The organism is Marinimicrobium sp. C2-29 (genome assembly GCF_038419845.1).
Classification (GTDB): Bacteria; Pseudomonadota; Gammaproteobacteria; order Pseudomonadales; family Cellvibrionaceae; genus Marinimicrobium.
Window position 1 is genome coordinate 1 of record NZ_JBCAQT010000021.1, and the last position, 17083, is coordinate 17083.

General features: G+C 60.1%; 19 protein-coding genes. 17 read left to right on the plus strand and 2 right to left on the minus strand.

The window, feature by feature from the left end; all coding sequences use genetic code 11:
- Positions 1 to 320 precede the first annotated feature (320 nt).
- The 3 genes from ectB (at position 321) to ung (ending at position 3894) form a co-directional block, all read left to right on the plus strand.
- Positions 321 to 1598, plus strand: a complete 1278-nt coding sequence (ectB, locus tag AAE484_RS16550; RefSeq protein ID WP_341939543.1) for a diaminobutyrate--2-oxoglutarate transaminase — start codon at positions 321 to 323, stop codon at positions 1596 to 1598.
- 221 nt (positions 1599 to 1819) lie between these two features.
- The gene (locus AAE484_RS16555; RefSeq protein WP_341939544.1) at positions 1820 to 2992 is read left to right on the plus strand and encodes a type III PLP-dependent enzyme; all 1173 of its coding nucleotides are present in this window, start codon (positions 1820 to 1822) and stop codon (positions 2990 to 2992) included.
- 203 nt (positions 2993 to 3195) lie between these two features.
- Positions 3196 to 3894 carry a uracil-DNA glycosylase gene (ung, locus tag AAE484_RS16560; RefSeq protein ID WP_341939545.1) on the plus strand — a complete coding sequence of 233 codons (699 nt, stop codon included), beginning with the start codon at positions 3196 to 3198 and terminating at the stop codon, positions 3892 to 3894.
- A 47-nt stretch (positions 3895 to 3941) separates the two neighbouring features.
- Here the strand turns inward: ung and AAE484_RS16565 are convergent, their stop codons facing one another.
- Together AAE484_RS16565 and AAE484_RS16570 are read right to left on the minus strand one after the other, a co-directional pair.
- Positions 3942 to 4310 carry a hypothetical protein gene (locus AAE484_RS16565; RefSeq protein WP_341939546.1) on the minus strand — a complete coding sequence of 123 codons (369 nt, stop codon included), beginning with the start codon at positions 4308 to 4310 and terminating at the stop codon, positions 3942 to 3944.
- A 10-nt stretch (positions 4311 to 4320) separates the two neighbouring features.
- Positions 4321 to 5673 (minus strand): flavohemoglobin expression-modulating QEGLA motif protein, encoded by a 1353-nt coding sequence (locus tag AAE484_RS16570; RefSeq protein WP_341939547.1) that lies wholly within the window; start codon positions 5671 to 5673, stop codon positions 4321 to 4323.
- Positions 5674 to 5766: 93 nt separating this feature from the next.
- On the opposite strand from AAE484_RS16570, the gene AAE484_RS16575 reads away from it, so the two are divergent.
- From AAE484_RS16575 to ybgF, 14 genes are all read left to right on the plus strand, one after another.
- Positions 5767 to 6078, plus strand: coding sequence for a Rieske (2Fe-2S) protein (locus AAE484_RS16575; RefSeq protein ID WP_341939548.1), 312 nt, complete (start codon positions 5767 to 5769; stop codon positions 6076 to 6078).
- Between the two features lie 185 nt (positions 6079 to 6263).
- Complete coding sequence (locus AAE484_RS16580) at positions 6264 to 6560, plus strand: FmdB family zinc ribbon protein (protein ID WP_341939549.1); 297 nt, start codon at positions 6264 to 6266, stop codon at positions 6558 to 6560.
- A 91-nt stretch (positions 6561 to 6651) separates the two neighbouring features.
- On the plus strand, positions 6652 to 8445 hold the full coding sequence (gene aspS / locus AAE484_RS16585; RefSeq protein WP_341939550.1) for an aspartate--tRNA ligase: 1794 nt from the start codon (positions 6652 to 6654) through the stop codon (positions 8443 to 8445).
- Positions 8446 to 8835: 390 nt separating this feature from the next.
- Positions 8836 to 9582 carry a YebC/PmpR family DNA-binding transcriptional regulator gene (locus AAE484_RS16590; RefSeq protein WP_341939551.1) on the plus strand — a complete coding sequence of 249 codons (747 nt, stop codon included), beginning with the start codon at positions 8836 to 8838 and terminating at the stop codon, positions 9580 to 9582.
- 74 nt (positions 9583 to 9656) lie between these two features.
- Entirely contained in the window at positions 9657 to 10175 is a 519-nt protein-coding gene (ruvC, locus tag AAE484_RS16595; RefSeq protein ID WP_341939552.1) for a crossover junction endodeoxyribonuclease RuvC, read from the plus strand.
- A gap of 35 nt (positions 10176 to 10210) precedes the next feature.
- Complete coding sequence (ruvA, locus tag AAE484_RS16600) at positions 10211 to 10831, plus strand: Holliday junction branch migration protein RuvA (protein ID WP_341939553.1); 621 nt, start codon at positions 10211 to 10213, stop codon at positions 10829 to 10831.
- A 42-nt stretch (positions 10832 to 10873) separates the two neighbouring features.
- On the plus strand, positions 10874 to 11896 hold the full coding sequence (gene ruvB / locus AAE484_RS16605) for a Holliday junction branch migration DNA helicase RuvB (RefSeq protein ID WP_341939554.1): 1023 nt from the start codon (positions 10874 to 10876) through the stop codon (positions 11894 to 11896).
- A gap of 44 nt (positions 11897 to 11940) precedes the next feature.
- A complete protein-coding gene (ybgC, locus tag AAE484_RS16610; RefSeq protein WP_341939555.1) occupies positions 11941 to 12375 on the plus strand; it encodes a tol-pal system-associated acyl-CoA thioesterase in 435 nt (144 codons plus the stop codon).
- A gap of 7 nt (positions 12376 to 12382) precedes the next feature.
- The gene (tolQ, locus tag AAE484_RS16615) at positions 12383 to 13072 is read left to right on the plus strand and encodes a protein TolQ (RefSeq protein ID WP_445928866.1); all 690 of its coding nucleotides are present in this window, start codon (positions 12383 to 12385) and stop codon (positions 13070 to 13072) included.
- Positions 13073 to 13105: 33 nt separating this feature from the next.
- The gene (tolR, locus tag AAE484_RS16620) at positions 13106 to 13534 is read left to right on the plus strand and encodes a protein TolR (RefSeq protein WP_341939557.1); all 429 of its coding nucleotides are present in this window, start codon (positions 13106 to 13108) and stop codon (positions 13532 to 13534) included.
- 10 nt (positions 13535 to 13544) lie between these two features.
- Positions 13545 to 14321 carry an energy transducer TonB gene (locus tag AAE484_RS16625; protein ID WP_341939558.1) on the plus strand — a complete coding sequence of 259 codons (777 nt, stop codon included), beginning with the start codon at positions 13545 to 13547 and terminating at the stop codon, positions 14319 to 14321.
- Positions 14318 to 15613: a Tol-Pal system beta propeller repeat protein TolB gene (gene tolB / locus AAE484_RS16630; RefSeq protein ID WP_341939559.1), complete on the plus strand. Its 1296-nt coding sequence runs from the start codon at positions 14318 to 14320 to the stop codon at positions 15611 to 15613. The genes AAE484_RS16625 and tolB overlap by 4 nt, the downstream gene beginning before the upstream one ends.
- 64 nt (positions 15614 to 15677) lie before the next feature.
- Positions 15678 to 16196: a peptidoglycan-associated lipoprotein Pal gene (gene pal / locus AAE484_RS16635; RefSeq protein WP_341939589.1), complete on the plus strand. Its 519-nt coding sequence runs from the start codon at positions 15678 to 15680 to the stop codon at positions 16194 to 16196.
- Between the two features lie 5 nt (positions 16197 to 16201).
- Complete coding sequence (gene ybgF / locus AAE484_RS16640; protein ID WP_341939560.1) at positions 16202 to 16927, plus strand: tol-pal system protein YbgF; 726 nt, start codon at positions 16202 to 16204, stop codon at positions 16925 to 16927.
- The last annotated feature ends 156 nt before the right edge of the window (positions 16928 to 17083 follow it).

The following is a 17083-nucleotide window of genomic DNA, read 5'->3' on the forward strand; positions in this document are numbered from 1 at the left end:
GTACGGAACCGTACGCCCGGTGGTGTGAGAGGACGGGGGAGGCAACTCCCCCTCCTACTCGATAAACCGCAACGCCCCCCGCCAACACCGGGCTTCAAGGCGAGGTTCGAATCCTTCAATTTGCTTTGAACTCTAAACTTCTCTAAAATATGGCCCCCTATTTCAGCGGAAGACGGCCGGGAGATCCCTGTGGGAGCCCCTTCGGAGGCTCTCGGTAGCACCGCCAGACTCTGCCTGAGACGCCCGGCGTTCGGAGCCATGGAGGCCATATCCGTCGTCAGTGAAGCCATTTACCGATTGACCAGAAAGAGGAATGTTCAATGAGAATTTTCGAAGAGATGGAGTCCGAGGTACGCGGTTATGTGCGTTCCTTCCCCGTCGTTTTTGACAAGGCCGAAGGCTCGGAACTGTTTGATGAGAACGGCAACCGCTTCATCGACTTCTTTGCCGGCGCCGGCACACTCAACTACGGGCACAATAACCCGAAAATCACCGAGGCGCTGATCGAGTACCTGCAGCACAAGGGCATTGTGCACGGTCTCGACAAGGCGACCGTCGCCAAGCGCGAGTTCATGACCAAGTTTCGTGACACCATTCTGGCGCCCCGTGGCCTGCAGTACAAGATGCAGTTTACCGGCCCGACCGGTGCCAACGCGGTGGAAACCGCGCTCAAGCTGGCTCGCATGGTCAAGCGTCGCTCCAACATCATCACCTTTACCAACGGCTATCACGGCCTGACCATGGGCGCCCTGGCGGCCACCGGTAACTACTTCTACAAAGACGAATCCTACGGCTCGCGCATCAATACCGCCTTCATGCCCTATGACGGCTTTCTGGGTAAAGATGTGGACAGCATCGAGTACATGCGCAAGTTCCTGGCCGACGGCAGCAGCGGTATCGACCTGCCGGCCGCCATTATCGTCGAAACCGTCCAGGGCGAAGGCGGCATCAATGTCGCCAGTGACGAGTGGCTGCAGGCGCTGGAAAAGCTGTGCCACGAGTTCGACATTCTGCTGATCATTGATGATATCCAGGTGGGCAATGGCCGCACCGGTACTTTCTTCAGCTTCGAGCGCGCCGGGATTCACCCGGACATGGTCACCCTGTCCAAATCCATTGGCGGCGGCCTGCCCATGGCACTGTTGTTGATGCGCCCGGAGCTGGACCAGTGGCAGCCCGGTGAGCACACCGGTACCTTCCGCGGCAACAACCTGGCCTTTGTGGCCTCAACCCAGGCGCTGAGCTACTGGGATAATGACGACATGGGCAAGGTGGTCGAGTACAAGGGCCAGATCATCAAGGAAGAGCTGGACAAGATGGCCGCCGACTTCCCCGAGCTGGAGCCCGAAGTGCGGGGCGTGGGCATGGTCTGGGGCCTGGAGCTCGCCACTGGCATGGCCTCCGAGGCCTCTCAGGAAGCCTTCAGCCGCGGCCTGGTGATGGAGACCGCCGGTGCCGATGACCAGGTGCTCAAGTTTCTGCCCTCGCTGCTGATCGAGGAAGAGATCCTGCGTGAAGGCCTGCAGATCGTGCGCGATTCGCTCGAGGCCTTGGTGACCAAGCAGCGCAAAATGATCACCGGCGAAGACAGCCAGTGAACCCCGAAGCCGGCGTGCGCCCCGCAGGGCGCGGGCCGGTTTTACCCCTCTGTAAGCCCCTCTGTAAGCCCCTCTGTAAGCCCCTCTGGACACACCTCTGAATCCCCTTTCTGTTTCGGTACAATAATGCTTGCCAAGCGGCTGAAACTTGTATTCAATCGCTGCCGCGATCACGGCCGACCCGGCCGGACCGACGCATTTTTCAACGCCCAGGGGGTGCCATGACCGATTCGCCCATCCGACTGCAGGACTATTACGACCCGCAGACCTTTGCTCGCATGAAAGCCTTTGCCGATGAGCGGGAAACGCCGTTCGTGGTGATCGACACGGCGACCATCGACCGGCACTACCAGGCCCTGGAAGACAACTTCCCCTACGCCAACATTTACTATGCGGTCAAGGCCAACCCGGCGCCCGCCATTTTGCAGATGCTGGCCGAGCGGGGCGCCAAATTCGATATCGCCTCGATTTACGAGCTGGACAAGGTCTTGCAGTGCGGCGTCTCGGGTGAGCGGATCAGCTATGGCAACACCATCAAGAAAAGTCGCGATATCCGCTACTTTTACGAGAAGGGTGTGCGCATGTTTGCCACCGACTCCGAGGCCGACCTGCGCAACATCGCCCGGGCGGCGCCCGGGGCGAAGATTTACGTGCGCATCCTGACCGAAGGCACCCAGACCGCCGACTGGCCGCTGTCTCGCAAATTCGGCTGCCAGACCGACATGGCGATGGACCTGCTGATCCTGGCGCGCGATCTTGGCCTGATTCCCTACGGTGTCTCTTTCCACGTGGGCTCCCAGCAGCGCGAGATCAGCAGCTGGGATGCGGCGCTGAGCAAGGTGAAGGTGATCTTCGAGCGTCTGAAAGAAGAGGACGGGATCGAGCTGAAGATGATCAACATGGGCGGCGGCTTCCCGGCCAACTACCTGACCCGCACCAACGATCTGGAGACCTACGCCTCGGAGATCACCCGCTTCATTGAGGAAGACTTCGGTAAAGATTTCCCCGAGATCATCATCGAGCCCGGCCGTTCGCTCATTTCCAACTCGGGCATTCTGGTGAGTGAGGTGGTGTTGATCGCGCGCAAGTCACGCACCGCACTGCATCGCTGGGTGTTTACCGATGTGGGCAAGTTCTCGGGGCTGATCGAAACGCTGGACGAGGCGATCAAGTTTCCCATTTACGTGGAAAAGCGCGGTGAGCTGGAGGATGTTGTTCTGGCCGGGCCGACCTGTGACAGCGCCGATATCATGTACGAGCACCACAAGTACCCGCTGCCGCTGAACCTGGCGATCGGTGACCGGCTTTACTGGTTGTCGACGGGCGCCTACACCACTTCCTACAGCGCGGTAGAGTTCAATGGTTTTCCGCCCCTGAAGGAATACTGCATCTAGCCCTCCACGCGCCCGGCCCACCGCTCGCCGGGCGCATTACCGCCGACGCTCCGGCATCGCAGGTGCAACTGGACACACTCATCGTAGGGTGCGCTTGACGCTTACCGCATCCTACGTCGTGCTCCGATGAGGACGGTGTGTTTTACCGGGATTGAATCAATGCTAAATTGGCGCCTGTCAAAAAACAGCCCGGACAGAAGAGTATGGCCAACGCGCAGAAAAACATCGACCTGGAGCCCGGCTGGCTTTCGGCTCTGGAGCCGGAATTTCAGCAGTCCTACATGCAGAAGTTGAAAGAATTTCTGCGTAGCGAAAAGCAACAGGGCAAAGTGATCTATCCGGCATCGAAAAATATTTTCAACGCCTTCAACAGCGCCCCACTGGACCGGGTCAAAGTGGTTGTCCTGGGGCAGGACCCCTACCACGGCCCGGGCCAGGCTCACGGCTTGTGCTTTTCCGTGCAGCCGGGGGTCGCGCCGCCTCCGTCGCTCAAGAACATGTTCAAGGAGCTGAACCGGGACCTGGGCTGTCCCATTCCGGCTCACGGGTATCTGCAGTCCTGGGCCGACCAGGGCGTGCTGCTGCTCAATGCCACCCTCACGGTAGAGCAGGGGCAGGCGGGCTCGCATCAGCGTCAGGGGTGGGAGCCGTTCACCGATCGGGCCATCGAAGTGCTCAACCGCGAGCGCGACGGTCTGGTGTTCATGCTCTGGGGGAGTTACGCGCAGAAAAAGGCGCAGCTTCTGGATAGTAGCCGCCATCTGATCCTCAAATCCTCGCACCCTTCGCCGCTTTCGGCACACCGGGGCTTTCTAGGCTGCGGGCATTTCTCCACTGCCAACGACTACCTGCGCGACAGGGGCGAGACGCCCATCCAGTGGTGTCTGCCCGAAAAACCTTAGACCTAAAACCCTGGAATTATCAAAGCCCCTGGAGTTGTCAGCAGAGTTCAGCCCTGTTCGTCCGCTTGTTTATTGCGGCCGAACCAGCGGCGTTTGGGCCGGGTGAAATGCTCCAGGTGCTCCCGATGCGCTTCCTCTGAGGAATAGAAATAGTAATCGTGCTTGGGTTTGCGGGTGAACAGGGGGTTCACGGTGCTGATCTGCTCGATCGTCAGCTTGGGCAGACCGGCTTTGCGGTCGGCGTTGAAGCTTTGATTCCACTGCACCAGAATATCGCGCTTGACCGTCGCGATCGCCAGCCGCTCCGAGTCGGCCTTGATGATCCGGCAGGCCACAAAGCCCATGACCGGGTCCGGGCTGCCATAGTGATCGACCAGAATGTCACTGCCGGTCAGAATAATTTTATAATGCATCATACGGAAAAGCTTAATCCAATTCGGCGTCGGTTTGGCCAGTGTAAATCGGTGCGGTGGCCGGTAGTTGTTCGAACAATTTGCCAAAGTGTTTTTGAATGCGCGGAATGTTCATCAGCGACAGGCCGCTGGAAAAGCCGAACCAGACATACAGCCCGTTCAGGTCCCGGAACATCGGCGGCACGTATTTGGGGCCCGCCACAACGCCCTCCAGGTAGCGTTCGTACAGTAGCGGAAGATCGTCCAGAGTGACTTTACCCACAAACAGCATCGGAATGATTTCGGGAACGCCGGAAACAATGGCACTGCGAATAAAGTTCACATTTTCAACGAAGCCTTTCACATAGGCAATATCTTTCGTGAACACCGATCCGGAATCGCCCGCCACCTGACCCCCTCGAAAGACCCGCTGGGTGACCCGGTAGCTGTCGTGCTCACTGATGCCTTTGTCCAGAAAGTGGCGATACACCTCGCAGAAGTTGGCGCCCTGTTCGGCCAGATCCACCGCGACCACCCGGTCGCTCACCCGCCGGGCGCGCTGGGGAAAGGAGCTGAAGGTCAGCGTCTCCATCAGCACCGCCATGCCCTCCTGAATGGTGGTGATCCGGGGCGAGCCCACGCTCAGCCAGGTGGCCCAGGGCTGTTCCCGACCGTTGAGAGTGGTGCCGATGTGGACCCAGCCCTCGTGCACCTCCAGTACCTGAATGTCCAGCTCCGAGAAATGCGCGCGCCGGTTGACCTTGATGCTGTCGCCACCGGCCGAGGCGTCGGAGACGATGTCATCGCTAATTTTGACATTCACCTTGCCCGGCCCGAAGTAGTCGTTCATCCGGCTCTGCAGCATGCGCACCGCCTGCTCACCGTCGATATCGTTTTGATGCGGGCGATTGAGGTGGTCGGCGGCGGGCAGGGAGAAAATCTCGCACAGCCGCTCGCCCAGCTGGCGCAGGGTATTGCGATCCCCGCGGATATGCGCCCCGGCGGAGCCATACAGCTGGCGACTGAAGTCCCCGAACTCCTTCTGACCCCGGTGGCGCAGCAGCTGCACCACCAGCTGGTACTGGTCCACCGTGGCGCGCAGTATCCGGCCCAGGGCATCGCCGCGCCCCAGCTGCCGGGCAATATCGCGGTCCAGCTCGGCCAGACTGCGATCCAGGGCGGCGGGGTCAAAGCTCAGTGGCTGGCGTTGATAAAATCCGGCATCCACGGCCGGTAGCTCGCGCCCGCCGCTGGCGCGGAATCGCTGCTCGATCTCGGGGGACCACTTGATGGCATCGAGGATGCGGATGGGCTTCTGGACGGCAACCAGACGCTCGGACAGGGTTCTGAGCGTTTCCAGGTACTGCTGGGTGTTGGGGCTGTGCATAAAATCGCTCTTGCGTGCCGATTGATGGGGCAGTAGGCAGAGGCCCCGGCGGCTGCTAGTCTAGCGGAAAGTGTGGAGTCGGGGGAGGAAAAAATGGCCTATCAGCCACTGGAAAAGCTGCATCAGTTGCAGGAGGGGTATCGACGGATTTTCAAGGTCGCGGGGCGGGACCTGTTGCTCCTGCATGAGGAGGGCCGAACCTACCTGATGACCAATCGCTGCCCGCATATGGATGCGCCCCTGCACAAGGCGAGCGTCGCGGCCGGGGTGCTGCGCTGCCCGGTGCATGGCATCGAGTTTGACCTGCGCACGGGCGAGGCGCTGGACGCGCCGCCCGGCTGCGTGGGCCCCCTGGAGTTCATCCCCCTGATCTACGAGGGCAATACGGTGGGTATTGAGGTTTGAGCAAAAGCGCCCAATGAGGCTTTAAATTCGCAGAATCGCCCCTAAATAGCCTTGGCTTGTCGGCCCTTCCGGTTCTCGCTGGCGCCCCATTGGGGTATAATCGCGCGTTTTTTGGCCCGGTGCGGTATTGCTGGCGTCGACAAGACGTTTGCCATTGATTGAATCTCTGAGTGAGGATTACCACAATGCCCATCTACGAATACCAGTGCCAGGCCTGCGGCCATCAGAAAGAAGCGCTGCAGAAGCTCAGTGATGAGCCACTGGTGGATTGCCCCGCCTGCGGGCAACCCAGCCTGAAAAAGAAAATCTCCGCCGCCGGCTTCCGTCTCAAGGGTGGCGGTTGGTACGAGACCGATTTTAAAAAGTCCAACCAGAAGAATCTGGCGGGCGAGCGCAAAAGCTCAGAGGGTGGCTCCAGCGACAGCGCCGACAAGGGCAGCAAAGCCGGCTCCAGCTCCAGCACTACCGCGACCGGCAGCTAGTGCCGCTCGAGGTAGGGGCAAAACAACGTATTCAGACAACGCATTCAAACCATGCATGCAAACCATGCATCCAGACAACGGGAAACGCCTTATGCGCAGTGATTACTGTGGCACACTGACAGCCAAAGACATCGAACGGGAAGTCACTCTCTGTGGCTGGGTCGACCGTCGCCGGGACCACGGCGGCGTGATCTTCATCGACCTGCGCGACCGCGAGGGGATTGTTCAGGTGGTGTTTGACCCCGATACGGGCGAACACTTTGACCTGGCCGATCGGGTGCGGGGCGAGTACGTGCTGCAGGTCACCGGCAAGGTGCGGGCGCGGGATGCCGCCACCGTGAACCCCAATATGGGCACCGGTGAAATCGAGGTTTACGGCACCCAGCTGAACATCCTCAACGAAGCGGAGACCACGCCCTTCCCGCTGGATTCCCACCACTCCGTGGGCGAGGATGTGCGCCTGAAGTTCCGCTACCTGGATCTGCGTCGCCAGGAAATGCAGAAAGGCTTCAAGTTCCGCTCCAAGGTCACCAATCTGGTGCGCAACTACCTCGATGACGAGGGTTTCCTGGATATCGAGACCCCGATCCTGACCCGCGCCACCCCGGAAGGCGCGCGCGACTACCTGGTGCCCTCGCGCACCCACGAGAACAAGTTCTTCGCGCTGCCCCAGTCGCCCCAGCTGTTCAAGCAGCTGCTGATGGTCTCCGGCTTTGATCGCTACTACCAGATCGCCAAGTGCTTCCGCGACGAAGACCTGCGCGCCGACCGCCAGCCGGAATTCACCCAGATCGATATCGAGACCTCCTTTATGGATGAGGATGGCATCATGGCCATCTCCGAGGGCATGATCCGCAAAATTTTCCAGGAGCTCAAAGGCGTGGATCTGGGCGAGTTTCCGCGCATGACCTTCGCCGAAGCCATGGCCAAGTACGGCTCCGACAAGCCGGACCTGCGCATTCCGCTGGAGCTGGTGGATGTGAAAGACCTGATGGGCGGTGTGGACTTCAAGGTCTTCTCCGGCCCGGCCAAAGACCCCAAGGGCCGCGTCACCGCCCTGAAAGTGCCCGGCGGCAACGACAAGCTGACCCGCAAGCAGATCGACGACTACACCAAGTTTGTCGGCATCTACGGCGCCAAGGGCTTGGCCTATATCAAGGTCAATGACAAGAACGACCTGGATGAAGGGCTGCAGTCGCCCATCGTCAAGTTCCTGCCCAACGACGTGCGCAAGGCGATTCTGGATCGGGTCGAGGCCGACAACGGCGACCTGATCTTCTTCGGCGCTGACAAGGCCACCGTGGTGAGCGAGGCGCTGGGCGCGCTGCGCTGCAAGCTGGGCGAGGATCTGGATCTGTACACCTGCGAGTGGTCGCCACTCTGGGTAGTCGATTTCCCGATGTTCGAGGAGCTCGATGACGGCTCGCTGCACTCGCTGCATCACCCCTTCACGGCGCCGTCCTGTTCGCCGGAGGAGCTCAAGGCGAATCCGGGCGAGGCGCTGTCGCGAGCCTATGACATGGTGCTCAACGGCACGGAGCTGGGTGGCGGCTCGATCCGTATTCACAATCAGAGCATGCAGCAGTCGGTGTTCGAGGCGCTGGGCATCAGCGAAGAGGAGCAGCGGGAGAAGTTCGGCTTCCTGCTCGACGCGCTCAAGTACGGCGCGCCACCCCATGGCGGCCTGGCGTTCGGGCTGGACCGGCTGATCATGCTGATGATCGGCGCCAGTTCGATCCGCGATGTGATCGCCTTCCCCAAAACCCAGAGCGCGGCCTGTGTGATGACCGATGCACCGGGTGGGGTGGACGACCAGCAGCTGAAAGAGCTGAACATCCGGTTACGCAAGAAAGAAAAGCCCGCTGTTGAATCCAAGGGCGAATAAGCTGGGCAGTGAATTGGCGCGTCAGGAGGGGGTAAACCCTTCCGGGACACGCAGCAAGTACATCCTTGTATGCTCGAGAGCGCTAGTCCCACGGCTCACGGTCCCGGAAGGGCTTCCCCCCTCCTGTCGCTCGCATCGGTACGTTGTAGCACTGTGGAGGTGTTCTCCAAAAAGTGGCTACAGGGTGCGGAGGGCCGGTTTGGGGTAGACCTTACCAAGACCGTCAACCGCGGGACTAGTGTTGACGAGTTACAGGGACGTACTTGCCACGTGTCTTGGTAAGGTCTACCCCAAATCGGACCGGACCTGAACGTGGTTTGAAGGTCATACTTCGGACCAGACACCCATTCAAATTCAATTAAATAAAGAACCAGTAGGTGGAGAATTTTCATGGCTGGCCACAGTAAATGGGCAAACATTAAACACCGCAAGGCCGCGCAAGACGCCAAGCGGGGCAAAGTATTCACCAAAATGATCCGCGAGCTCACCGTCGCGGCCAAAGGCGGCGCCGCGCCCGAGGACAACCCGCGCCTGCGCGCGGCCATGGACAAAGCCCTCGGCGCCAACATGAAAAAAGACACCATCGAAAAAGCCATCGCACGGGGGGCGGGCACCGGTGATGCCGACAACTACGAAGAAGTCACCTACGAAGGCTACGGTGCCAACGGCATCGCCATCCTCGTCGAGTGCATGACCGACAACAAAAACCGCACCGTCTCCGAAGTGCGCCACGCCTTCAGCAAACGCGGCGGCAACCTCGGCACCGACGGCTCGGTGGCCTACCTCTTTACCCGCATGGGCCAGATCAGCTTCGACGGCCACACCGAAGAAGACTTGATGGAAGCCGCGCTGGAAGCCGGAGCCGAAGACATCGTCACCAACAGCGATGGCACCGTCGACGTGCGTACCCCCTTTGAAGACTACTTCGACGTCAAGGAATCCTTCATCAACGCCGGTTTCGAGCCCAGCAACAGCGAAATCATCATGCTGCCGTCCACCACCATCGAATTGGACAAAGAGGGCGCCGAGAAACTGCTGGCCCTGGTCGACATGCTCGAAGACCTGGACGACGTCCAGAACGTCTACACCAATGGCGACATCCCCGATGACGTCATGGAAGAGCTGAACGCCGATTAAAGTGGCCCAATACGCCGCTTGCGGGGCCCGGGCGCGCATGCAACACTGCACAGTTCCAGTGTGAAGAGGTAGTCATGACCCTGATTCTCGGAATCGACCCGGGCTCGCGCAAGACCGGCTTCGGCCTGATCGACCTCAAGGGGACCAAAGCCACCTACGTGACCAGCGGCGTGGTGCGCGTTCCCGACGGCAGCCTGCCCGAGCGCCTGAAAGTCATTTTCGACGCCATCACCCAGATCATCCAGCAGTACGCCCCCCAGGTGGTTGCCGTCGAGCAGATCTTCATGGCCAAAAACGCCAGCTCGGCGCTCAAACTGGGCCAGGCAAGGGGGGCAGCCATCACCGCCGCCGTGGCTCAGGATCTGACGGTTTACGAGTACGAGGCGCGCAAGGTCAAGCAGTCAGTAGTGGGCAACGGTGGAGCCGACAAAATCCAGGTCCAGCACATGGTCAAAACCCTGCTGCGCCTGAGCGGCACCCCCCAGGAAGACGCCGCCGACGCCCTGGCCGTGGCCCTGTGCCACGCCAATACCCAGGAGAGCCTGATATCGTTGGCCGGTAGTCGGGGGTTTCGGCGGGGCAGGGTGGTTTGAGGCAGTACAAATAATACTATTGGTGCAATTGGATTATGATCGGACGTTTACGCGGAACACTCATTGAAAAACAGCCCCCCTTTCTGCTGATTGACGTGCAGGGCGTGGGCTACGAAGTCCAGGCCCCCATGACCACCTTCTACCGCCTGCCCGAACTGGGCGGAGAAGCTCTGCTTTACACCCACCTGGCCGTGAGCGAAACCGCCCAACAACTGTTCGGCTTCGCCGACGAGCGCGACCGTCAGCTGTTTCGCACCCTCATCAAAGTCAGCGGTGTCGGGCCCAAACTCGCCGTGGCCATCCTCTCCGGCATGGAAGCGGACGATATTGCCCGCTGCGTGCGCGAAGACAAAGTCAGCGCCCTCACCAAGGTGCCCGGCGTGGGCAAGAAAACCGCCGAGCGGCTGGTGATCGAACTGCGCGACCGGCTCAAGAGCTGGGAGCTGCCGCGCCGGGACCTGCTGGGCGACGACGTGCCCGATAGCGCCGATCAGGCCAGTGACGACCGGCAGGACGAAGCCGAGAGCGCCCTGATCGTGCTGGGCTACAAGCCCACCGAAGCCGCCCGCATGATCTCGGCAGCCGCGCGCCAGGCGCCAACCGCCAACAGTCAGGAATTGATTCGCCTGGCCCTCAGAAGTATCAGCCAGGTCTGATAGACTAGGGCCTCTAGAATCAGGACCACCGAGCCGACCTCCATGATCGAAACCGACCGTCTGATAGACCCGGCCCCGCTCGAGCGCGAAGACGTGATCGACCGGGCCGTGCGCCCCAAGACCCTGGCCGACTATATCGGCCAGCCCGCCGTGCGCGAGCAGATGGAAATCTTCATCGGTGCGGCCCAGAAGCGCGGCGAAGCGCTGGATCATACCCTGGTGTTCGGTCCCCCGGGGCTGGGTAAAACCACTCTGGCCAACATCATCGCGGCCGAAATGGGGGTCTCTCTCAAGAGCACCTCCGGTCCGGTGCTGGAAAAAGCCGGCGATTTGGCCGCTCTGATGACCAACCTCGAACCGGGTGACGTGCTCTTCATCGACGAAATCCACCGCCTGAGCCCGGTGGTGGAAGAGATCCTCTACCCGGCCATGGAAGACTTTCAGCTCGACATCATGATCGGCGAGGGCCCCGCCGCGCGCTCCATCAAGCTCGATCTGCCCAACTTCACCCTCGTGGGCGCCACCACCCGCGCGGGCCTGCTGACCTCGCCGCTGCGCGATCGCTTCGGCATTGTCCAGCGACTGGAATTCTACAATGTGGCCGATCTGACCCACATTGTGCTACGGGCGGCAGAACTCATGGGCGTCAGGATGGACGAGACCGGCGCGGTGGAAGTGGCCAAGCGCGCCCGCGGCACCCCGCGAGTGGCCAACCGCCTACTGCGCCGGGTGCGCGATTATGCCGAAATGCGCGGCGATGGCCTGGTGACCGCCGAAATGGCCGACCTGGCGTTGAACATGCTCAAGGTGGACGAGCGCGGTTTCGACCAGATGGATCGTCGGCTGCTGTTGGCCCTGATGGACAACTTTGACGGCGGCCCGGTGGGTGTCGAGAGTCTGGCGGCGGCCATCAGTGAAGAGCGGGGGACGATCGAGGATGTCATCGAGCCGTTTCTGATCCAGCAGGGATTCATGGCCCGCACACCGCGTGGGCGCATACTCACGGCCAATGCCTACCTGCATTTCGGCGTGAATCTGCCCAAGCGCCTGCGTGATCCAGAGTAACTGAGGTCAATCAGAGTCATTAAGGTCAAGAGAAAACGCTGCCTATGTCGCATCAACCGGACGCCTCTGCTTCACCACCGTTTCAGGTTCCCATCCGCGTGTACATCGAGGACACCGACGCGGGTGGCATCGTCTACTACGTCAACTACCTCAAGTACATGGAACGTTGTCGCACCGAATTGCTGCGTGAATTGGGGTATGATAAACCCGCCATACTGGACGATGGCCTGCTGCTTGTGGTCCACTCGGCGCAGATAAACTATCGACGCTCAGCGCGGCTGGACGATCAGCTCGCGGTGACCGCCGAGATCGACCGTCTGGCCCGTACCCATGTTTTGTTCAGACAACGCGTCTGGCGAGGGAACGAAATGTTGTGTGAGGGTCTAATCCGTATTGCGTGTGTCTGCGGCGAACGTTTCAAGCCGCGTGCTATTCCCGCTGATATGCACCGCAAAATAGCATCCATTACAGAGAGCTAACATTACTATGCCTGCTGAAACGAATATGTCTATTTGGAGCCTGGTTGCCGAAGCGAGCCTGTTGGTTCAATTCGTGATGCTGTTGTTGTTTCTGGCCTCGATGATTTCCTGGGTCATGATTGTGCAGCGCGGCCTGTACTTGCGCAAAGCGCGTATTCTGTTTCATGCCTTTGAGCGTCAGTTCTGGTCCGGTGTGGACCTCAATCACCTCTACCGCCAGGGCAACGGCCGCACGGCCGATGGCGTTGAGAATATTTTCCGCGCGGGCTTCAAGGAGTTTACCCGGTTGCGCCAGCAAAGCGGCGCCGACTCGGACGCGGTGATGGACGGCAGTCAGCGCGCCATGCGGGTCGCACTCTCGCGCGAAGAGGAAAAGCTCGAGTCCCACCTGCCGTTTCTGGCCAGTGTCGGGTCGGTCAGCCCCTATATCGGTCTGTTTGGTACGGTCTGGGGCATCATGAACTCATTTCGCGGCCTGGCCAACGTCCATCAGGCCACCCTGGCCACGGTGGCGCCGGGTATTGCCGAGGCCCTGATCGCCACGGCCATGGGCCTGTTTGCCGCCATTCCGGCGGTGCTGGCCTACAACCGCTATTCAGCGCAGGCGGAATCCATCCTCGGCTATTACCAGACCTTCGCCGAAGAGTTCTCGTCCATTCTGCACCGGCAGGTGCACAGCAAGCAGGTTTCCTCGTAAGGGGTTCGGAATAAGGGTATCAAGGTGTCAGCTATGTCCCCGTTTGCGCGCAAACCGAAAAAAAAGCCCATGTCCGAGATCAATGTGGTGCCCTACATCGATGTGATGTTGGTGCTGCTGATCATCTTCATGGTCACCGCGCCACTGTTGATGCAGGGCGTTCAGGTGGAATTGCCGCAGTCGCCCTCCGAACCCATCGACAATGAGGATGTGGAGCCGGTGATCGTTTCCGTTAAAAAGGACGGCAGCTACTACATCAACATCGGTGGCGATCAGGAAACCGAGCGTCCCATCGAAGAAATCAAAGACGCGGTGAGCAAAATTCTGCGGCAGAAGCCGGAAACGCCGGTGCTTGTCTGGGGCGATCAGCAAGTGGGCTACGGGGTCGTAGTGAACCTGATGACCGAGCTCCAGAGTGCCGGCGCGCCCTCGGTGGGGCTCGTGACCGAACCGCCACAGTGATCACAGACTCATGAGACTGAAGGCCTATACAATTCCAGTCCTTGTCAGCGTGTTCCTGCATGCGATGATGCTGGTGATCCTGTTGTCTGCCTGGGATGCCCGGCCGGAACCGCGTGAGGTGCTAAAACCGCGGGTGGTCAAAGCCAAAGTGGTGGAGTTTACCCCCAAGAGCCAGCGCCAGGCCGAGCAGGAAGCCGCCCAGCAGAAAGTGATCGATATGCGCCAACACCAGCAGGAGCGTGAGCGCCAGGAAGCCGAGCGCCGCCGTCAGCAGGAGGCCGAAGCGCGGGCCCAGCAACAAAAGCGCGAGCAGGAGCAGCGCGAGCAGGCTGAGCGTGAACGCCGCGAAGCGGAGGCTCAGGCCCGCCGGGAGCGGGAAGCGGAACAGCAGCGCCAGCAGGCCGAGCGCGAGCGTCAGGAACGACAGGAGCGACTGGAGCGCGCTCTGGCTGAAGAGGAAGAGTTTTTCCAGGCTCAGCAATCCGAACGGGTGGCCCAGAGCTACGTCGACGTGATGGCTGAGCGCATCGAGAACCAGTGGAGCCGACCCCCGTCGGCGCGCACCGGCATGCGCTGCGTGCTGGAAATCCAGCTGGTTCCGACCGGGCAGGTGGTCAACGTCACTGTGGTGGAAAGCAGTGGTAACGCGGCCTTTGACCGCTCGGCGGAGCAGGCGGTCAAACGCGTCGATCGTTTTGAGGAGGTGCAGGATATGCCTTCCCAGGTTTTTGAACGTCATTTTCGCCAGCTGCGGTTGGTGTTTAACCCAGAGGATTTGAGACAGTGAAACATTGCCTAACGTTTTTGTTGTTGCTGGTCGTCAGCGCCGGCAGTCAGGCACAGCTGACCATCGAGATTACCCGGGGGGTCGACAACCCCACCAAGATTGCCGTGGCGCCGCTGGAGTTGGTGGGCGGTGGCTCTCTGCCGGAGGATATCTCCGAAATCATCAGTGCCAACCTCCTGCGCAGTGGCCAGTTCGATCCCATTCCGCGCTCCGATATGCTCTCGTTCCCCCAGCGCGAGGCTAACGTGCATTTTCGCGACTGGCGGGTAGTGGACGCCGAGTATCTGCTGGTGGGTCGGGTAGAGAGCCAGGCAGGGCTCTACGAGGTCCACTATGAGCTTTATGATGTCATCAACGAGCGCAAGATACTGCGTAGTCAGGTGGTCGAAGGCTCCGAAAATCAGCTGCGGGACATCGCCCACGCGATCAGCGATCGGGTGTATGAGTCCCTGACCGGCATTCGCGGTGCGTTTTCCACGGAAATCATTTACGTGGAAGCCTTGAGTGAGCCGGGCTCCGAACTGGAGCAGACCTTCCGGCTGATGCGCTCCGACGCTGATGGCGCCCGCCCCAGCCTGTTGCTTGAGTCAGATAATCCGATTCTGTCGCCGGTCTGGTCTCCCGACGGTCGTCGGGTAGCGTATGTTTCCTTCGAGACCAGCCGGCCGGCGATTTTCATTCAGGAACTGGCCACCGGTCGGCGCGATCAGGTGACCGATTTTCGCGGTCTGAATGGCGCCCCCGCCTGGTCGCCGGACGGTGAGAAGCTGGCGCTGGTGCTCTCCAAAGACGGTAACCCGGAGATCTACACGCTGGATATTGAGTCCGGGCGTTTCACCCGGCTGACCAACCATTTCGCTATTGATACCGAGCCGAGCTGGACGACAGACGGAAAAGGCATTATTTTTACCTCCAATCGCGGCGGCAAGCCCCAGATCTACAAAGTAACGCTTGCCAGCGGCAAAGTGGAGCGTTTAACCTTCGACGGTGGCTACAACGCGCGTGGGCGTATGGCGCCCGATGGCGAAACCATGGTGATGGTGCATCAGCGTGACGGGGTATTCCATATCGCCTCTCAAAACCTGGAGACGGGGACGATACGTATTCTGACCGAGACCCGGATGGATGAATCTCCCAGTATCGCTCCGAATGGTGCTATGCTAATTTACGCGACGAATCGAAACGAAAAGGGTGTATTGGCGGTCGTTTCGCTCGACGTCGGCACTCGCTACTACTTGCCATCTGAGCAGGGTAATGTGCGGGAACCGGCCTGGTCACCCTTTTTTGACTAGAACTATCAACGACTTGGCGTCGTTCCGAGACAACCAACAAACTTAGAGATGGAGTTACATTATGATGACCAAATTACTGAAGCAGGGTTTGAGCCTGGCCTTTGTTATGGCGTTTCTGGCCGGTTGTGCCAGCACCGACACCTCGGATGAAGAGGGAATGGATACCGGTGAAAGCGCCGAGCGCGATGGTGGTGTCACTACCGGCACATCCGATCGCGAAGGCGTAAGCTCCCGCTCGGGCGACGATGACGAAATGGAAGAGCTGGACACCATTGTCTACTTCGATTTTGACCAGGCCACGTTGAAGCCCGAAGCTCGCGCGCTGCTGCTGGCTCACGCCGAGCGCCTGAAGGATTCTCCGACCGATGTCCGGCTCGAAGGTCATACCGATGAGCGCGGCTCGCGCGAATACAACATGGCGTTGGGTGAGCGTCGCGCCAAGGCCGTGCGTGACTTTCTGGTGCTTCAGGGCGTTCGTCGTGACGACCTCGAAGTGGTGAGCTATGGTGAAGAGCGGCCGCTGGCCATGGGCAGCAATGACAGCGCCTGGGCCAAAAACCGTCGTGTTGAAATCAAGTATTGATCGCTATGTTGAAACCATTGATGACGGCCGCCCTACTGGCGGTCGTGCCTTTAGCCCAGGCACAGGTCGAGGTTGTCGATTCCGAGCCCGAGCACACCGGACAGAGTGAGGAGGCTGGCGGCAGCGCCACCGGGAACTTCCAGTCTGAGCTGTTTTTCCAGTTGCAGACATTGCAGCGGGAAGTGCAGCAGCTCCGCGGCATGGTGGAAGAGCAGGCGTACGAGCTGCAGAAACTCAAGCAGCAGCGGATGGATGACTATCTGGATCTCGATAAGCGTATTGGCGCCCTGAGTGGGGGCGGCGAGTCGAACGCAGATCTGGATGCCGGTCCCCGGGGGCGGAATTCCTCCGATGAGGAGCGCCTGTCAGAAACCCAGAAGTATCGCGATGCCTACCAGTTACTGCGGGATCGGGATATCGAGGAGGCCATCAATGCCTTCGAAGAGTATCTCGATGAGTATCCTGAGGGTAACTTCGCGGGCAACAGTCACTATTGGCTGGGTGAGATCTACCTGCTGAACGAAGACCTCGAGCAGGCCCAGACCTGGTTTGAACGCCTGTTGGACGATTTCCCCGATGATCGCAAACGGGCCGATGCCCAGTACAAGCTCGGCCGGGTCTATCATCAGCAGGGAAACACCCAGGAAGCTCAGGCATTGCTTGAGGACGTGGCGTCCGGTACCAGTGATGCGTCGCGCCTGGCGCGCCAGTATCTGGAAGAGAACTTCTGACGCTCTGGGCCGTCAGCCTGCGCGTGAAAGCTTTGAAGGGCTGATAGAAGCGATTTAAAGGTCGATAAAAAGAAGGGGCCGCGCTCATAGCGCGGCCCCTTGCGATTTCTGTCCCTTGAAGCGGCGCAATCGGCCCTGCGTCGTGCCGGGCCCGTC